This window comes from Streptomyces sp. ActVer, from assembly GCF_027270795.1.
Lineage (GTDB): Bacteria > Actinomycetota > Actinomycetes > Streptomycetales > Streptomycetaceae > Streptomyces > Streptomyces umbrinus_A.
Genome location: NZ_JAPWHT010000603.1, coordinates 1 through 5,136 on the forward strand (window position 1 = coordinate 1; position 5,136 = coordinate 5,136).

Sequence of the window (5,136 nt, forward strand, 5' to 3'; positions counted from 1 at the left end):
CTCCACCCGCCCCGGCCGGGCGGACCGCCGAGCCCGGGCCGTCGTCCTCGACGACGAGGGTCAACTCCCTTTCCCCGTAGGCGATGCGGACCGTGACCCGTCCGGCGCCGCTGTGCTTGGCGGCGTTTGTCAGGGACTCCTGCACGATCCGGTACGCGGCCAGGTCGACCGGGGCGGGCAGCGAGCGTTCGGCCCCGGTCCGCTCGATGCGCACCGGGAGCCCCGCCACCTTCGCCGAGTCCACCAGCTCGTCCGCCCGGGCCAGCCCCGGCGCGGGTGCCGTGGGCACGTCCTCGTCGACCTGGCGAAGCACTCCAAGGGTGGCCCGGAGCTCTCGCAGGGTCTCCCGACTGCTCGACTTGATCGCGCCGAGCGCGTTCTCGGCCTGGGCAGGATCCTTCTTCAGCCGGTGCAGTGCCGCACCCGCCTGCACGTTGATCATCGAGATGTTGTGCCCGATCACATCGTGCAGCTCGCGGGCTATGCGCAGCCGCTCCTCGATGGCCCTCAGCCGCGCCTCCTCCTCGGCGTAGGCCACCCGGCCGTGCCGCACGGTGCCGAGGGCCACGACAGCGACCAGCCAGCCGGCGAGCATGAACACCACCGTGCCGTTGACATCCCTGTTGCCCACGAAGACACCCGCGGCCACGCCGGTCACCATCGCCGCCGCCATGGCACTGGCCGCCTGCATACGGCCCTGGGCCGCGATGGCGTACAACACCACGATCGGAACGATGACCAGTGGGCCGTCGATGGAACTCAGCAGATAGTAGGCGCCCGTGGCCAGCACCGTGAACCAGCCCACCGTCACCGGATACCGGCGCCGGAACAGCAGCGCTCCGCACACCGCCAGGATCAGCAGCCAGGACGCGATCAGCGACGGCACCGGGTCCCCGCCGTATCTCAGCCGCTGCCCCTCGGCGCCGAGCGCCACCAACACGAACACCCCGCCGGCCAGCACGGCGTCGGCGCGGGCGCCACGGGGCAGCCGGACTCGGGTCTGCTCAAAAGGCGGCACCGGTCCATTCTGCCCGCGACGCCGATCAGAGGAGGAGTCCGGGCTCCGGCCGAGCGGGGCGTCGCACGGCTGGAGTCGTGGTGGATCTTCCGCCTCGCGGCGGCTGACAGCCGGGCAGCAGCTGCGGGTGGGTCACCTGGGGTGGACGCCCGCGTTCTTCATGACCCGCTTGGCGCCGCGGGGCCAGTTGTCGTCGGTGACGACGACGGTGCCGGTCACCCTGTTGCCGCGCACTCCGTCGCTGAGGCTGATGGAGCCGTTGCTCGTCCGGTTGTCCGTGACCGTCAACGCCCCTGTGTTGTTGGTCGCGTTGGAGTTCTCGTGGTCCCAGTCGCCGGTGTCGCGGAAGACGTTGTTGACGTCGGTGTAGTTGCGTGATCCCTCGTCGTGGCAGATGCCGTAGTGGCCGCGTTCCGGCCGCATCTCGAACGTGGACGGGAGGCCGGACTCGTCCATCCCGACGTCGACGTCGAGGACCTGATGCTGGCCTTCCCCATGGCGGCCGGAGCGATGGCGGACAACGACGTCGTCCACCGCGAGCAGACGAACGCCCGTGTCCGCGCGATGCTGCACCGAGCGCTGTTCATCGACGGGGGCCGGCTCGCCTGACGGCGGAACACCTCAACCGCCGCACGTCCTGCGATACGACGCGTCGGGTACGTACGTGTGCCACTGGGCCCTCGTCAGGCCGGAGCCGCCGGTACGGGCGCAGATCCGGGAGACGGTCCGGGCCGGGTCGACGGTGTGGCTCTGGAGAGGGACCTGGGACCGGCCGCGTACAGGGTGGCGCTGCCGATGCCGAAGGCGAGGGAGTCGATGGCGTCGCCCTGGGCGAGATCGGGCGCGCCGACCGTGCCGGAGGGCAGGCGGACCGTGCGGTTGTCGCCGACGAGCCGGCCCGGTGCGCGGAGCGAACCGAGGATGCCGAGGCACCGAGGGCGCCTGCACGGGCCGTGGGTGGCAGACCGCCGCGAACGGCGGCCTGACCACCCGACCGGGCAGGCTCCCCGGTCACGGCACTAGCCGATGTTGAAATCGAGATTGGTCACGTACCAGGCGTCATCGATCTTGGTGGACTCCATGTTGACGTCCAGCTGCCCTTCCTCCACCCCGGTGGAGTGGGACAGGATGATCTTGTCGAGGGTCTTTCCCTCGACCGTGACCTTCTTCGCGGGAACCACCGCCTTGTCACCGGTGGGCTGGACGGTGGCGACCTCCACCTTCGGGTTGTCCGTGGGCGGCTTGGGCATGAACGACGTACGCATCTCTCCGAGGTTGTCCTGCATCTGCCGGACCTCGGGATCGTCGCTGTTGCACCTCTCGGCGGTGCCGGCTCGGGCGGGCGACGAATCGGTGGCCGGCTCCCCCATCAGCAGGCACGCCTGCTTCGGCTCGCCCTTGATGACCGCCGTGACCCACGCGGCGACCGCACCCTCGGCTGTGGACTGGCCGCCCGCCGAGGGCTGCGCCGACGAACCGTCCTTCTGCTTCCCCTTGTTCGCGTTCTCCGCGTCGGCCGCGGACGAGCTGCTCGCGGTCGGCTCCTTGTCCGCGGCGGGGTCCGAATCGCTGGAGCACCCCGTGACACCCGCGACCGTCGCCGCCAGCGCGCCTCCGGCGATCCAGCCGACGGTCCTTTTCCTGTGGCTCACTAACACCGTTCCGGCAGTCCTTTCCCTGGACACACATGTGCCTCTTCAGCACCTCAAGGCATCTCACGTCAAGGCGCCATATCGAACATGGAGACGAGTTGGGCAGCGGAACGGTTCGCCTTCGGGTCAGTCCTTGTGGTCGGGGGCGACGCGCTCGACCAGTCGGAGCAGTGCCGACCAGGCGAGTTCGTATCCCATGTCGTCCTGGAGGTCCGAACTGTCGTCCTCGCCCGTGAGTTGACGTGCGGTCAGTTCGCAGATGTCGGGGCTGGGGATGACGAGGCCCGCGCCCGCGGCGGTGGCCGCGGTCTGGATCTCGCACGCCTTGTCCAGGTAGTACATGCGCAGGAACGCCTGGGCTGGGGTCTCGCCGACCGTCAGCAGACCGTGATTGCGCAGGATCATCGCGGGGTGGCCGCCGAGGTCGGCGACGAGGCGCTGCTGTTCGGCGAGGTTGAGGGCGACGCCTTCGTAGTCGTGATAGCCGAGCCTGCCGTAGAACTCCATGGAGATCTGGTTGAGCGGGAGCAGCCCGTGTTCCTGGGCCGCGACGGCGCAGCCGGCCTTGGTGTGGGTGTGCAGGACGCAGTGGGCGTCGGAGCGGGCGGCGTGGATGGCACTGTGGATGACGAAGCCGGCGGGGTTGACCGGGTGGGGTGACTCCTCGACGGGATGGCCGGTCAGGTCGATCTTGACGAGGTTCGACGCGGTGATCTCCTCGAAGAGGAGGCCGTAGGGGTTGATCAGGAAGTGCTGCTCCGGGCCGGGGAGCCGGACGGAGATGTGCGTGAAGATCAGGTCGGTCATCCTGAAGTGCGCCACGAGCCGGTAGACCGCGGCGAGTTCGCGACGCAGGCGCAGTTCCTCTCCGGCGGCCGCGGCCGCCGCCGTCGGAGCGGTCGAAGCGGTGCGGTCGGGGCGCAGGGACAGCTCGGCCATCAGTGGCTCTCCTTTCCGGCGTGGGGCCGGTGTTGGTGGGTGCCACGACGCTATCGATGGTTCGGGCCGGCGCCGAAGTGGCGGTTCTGTCCAATATGGAGTCACCCATTGGATGATTCCGGCAGTCCTGCGTGCTGCCATCTGGACCAGGAGGATGGCTCCTCATGACCGAGTCCGAGCAGCCGTCCGTGCCGCTGAGCACGTTGCTCGCCGACCCCGCCCTGGGCCTGCGCCAGATCGCGGGCCCCGCCGGAAAGCGGCACCGGGTCCGGGTCAGTACGGTCGGCACGACGGAGATCGAGGACCCGACGCCGTATCTGGTGGGCGGCGAACTGCTGCTCACCGCGGGCGTGCGTCTCCCCCTCGACGCGGAGGGCATCGACACGTACGTACGACAGGTCGTCGCCGCCGGAGTGAGCGCGCTCGGATTCGGTGTCGCCCCCGTGCACGAAGAGGTTCCGCCCGAGCTCATCGCCGCCTGCGACCGCCATGGGCTCCCGCTCCTGCGCCTGCCGCCGACCACCCCGTTCGTGGCCGTCGGGCAGGCCGCGTACGCGGCGATCGCCGAGGCCCGCAACCGTGAGCTGCGCGAGATCTCCCGAGCGCAGTCGGCGCTGGCCACGGCCGCCGCCCGGCCGGACGCGCTCCGGGCCGTGCTCGCCCAGCTCAGCGCGCACACCGGCGCCTGGGCGGTTCTCTACGACGCCCAGGGCACCGAACTCTTCAGCGCCGGCCCCCGACCCGAGTCCCCCACGCCGGGACGCGTACGCGACCTCGCCGTACGCACGAGCGCCCGCGTCCGCGCCCGTACAGGCTCCTCCGGACGCTCCGCACCGGCCGCGGCGGCCGATCATCGGGGCGGAACCCATCTGACCGTCCACACGCTGCCCGGAGCGGACGGCACCACCACGACACTCGCCCTCGGACAGGCCGCCACCACGGCCCCGTCCCTGGTCCACCGCCAGGTCACCAGCACGGCGACCGTGCTGCTTGCCCTGCTCACCAGCCCCCGGCACGCCCTGGGCACCGACACCCACAGCGCGGGCGCCCTCGTACGGCTCATGCTCGGAGTCGACCCGGCGGAAGTCGCACCTGCCCTCGCGCCCGCCGACACGACGGAAGCCGAAGACAGCTCCTGGGTCGTGGCCCACGGCCGCCACACGCCTCCACGCGCCACGCAGGCACCGCACCCGGGCGACGACCCCGCGCAGCTGGCCACCCTGGCCACCGCCCTGCGAACCCCCTACCTGCACGTCGACGGCACCCAACTGAAGGCGCTGGTCCCCAGTGCAGCGGACGCCCGCCCCGAGGCTCCCGCGCAAGCGGCCGACCTGGGGTGGATCCTCGGTTTCAGCACACCCTCACCGGCATCGGACCTGCCGCGTGCCGATCGTCAGGCCGAACGTGCCCTCCGACGCGCGATCGCCGCCGAAGTACCCGCCGTCGTCCACACCGAGGACCCACTCACCGTGCACGGGCTCGTCCCCGCCGCCGACGCCCGGGATCTGGCCCGCACCCGCTTCGCCC

6 protein-coding genes are annotated in these 5,136 nt (G+C 70.9%); 2 read left to right on the plus strand and 4 right to left on the minus strand.

Translation table 11 applies throughout. From position 1 onward, the window contains the following. Positions 1-1,018, minus strand: a 1,018-nt coding sequence (locus O3Q52_RS48625; protein WP_269654853.1) for a sensor histidine kinase, incomplete at its 3' end; no start/stop codon positions are given. Positions 1,019-1,150: 132 nt separating this feature from the next. Continuing rightward, a complete protein-coding gene (locus O3Q52_RS48630; RefSeq protein ID WP_269654854.1) occupies positions 1,151-1,441 on the minus strand; it encodes a hypothetical protein in 291 nt (96 codons plus the stop codon). Between O3Q52_RS48630 and O3Q52_RS48635 the strand changes: the two genes are divergently transcribed. Further along, positions 1,421-1,627, plus strand: a complete 207-nt coding sequence (locus O3Q52_RS48635; protein ID WP_269654855.1) for a hypothetical protein — start codon at positions 1,421-1,423, stop codon at positions 1,625-1,627. The genes O3Q52_RS48630 and O3Q52_RS48635 overlap by 21 nt on opposite strands. A 410-nt stretch (positions 1,628-2,037) precedes the next feature. Here the strand turns inward: O3Q52_RS48635 and O3Q52_RS48640 are convergent, their stop codons facing one another. After that, positions 2,038-2,670, minus strand: coding sequence for a hypothetical protein (locus O3Q52_RS48640; protein WP_269654856.1), 633 nt, complete (start codon positions 2,668-2,670; stop codon positions 2,038-2,040). A gap of 126 nt (positions 2,671-2,796) precedes the next feature. After that, positions 2,797-3,609, minus strand: a complete 813-nt coding sequence (locus tag O3Q52_RS48645; RefSeq protein ID WP_269654857.1) for a class II aldolase/adducin family protein — start codon at positions 3,607-3,609, stop codon at positions 2,797-2,799. Between the two features lie 164 nt (positions 3,610-3,773). On the opposite strand from O3Q52_RS48645, the gene O3Q52_RS48650 reads away from it, so the two are divergent. After that, positions 3,774-5,136 (plus strand): PucR family transcriptional regulator ligand-binding domain-containing protein (locus tag O3Q52_RS48650; RefSeq protein ID WP_269654858.1); only part of this gene is annotated, 1,363 nt, incomplete at its 3' end.

Bases quoted from the DNA above. Each gene is read 5' to 3' on its own strand.
- O3Q52_RS48630 (WP_269654854.1), bottom strand. From the start codon at position 1,441: ATGCGGCCGGAACGCGGCCACTACGGCATCTGCCACGACGAGGGATCA.
- O3Q52_RS48645 (WP_269654857.1), bottom strand. From the start codon at position 3,609: ATGGCCGAGCTGTCCCTGCGCCCCGACCGCACCGCTTCGACCGCTCCG.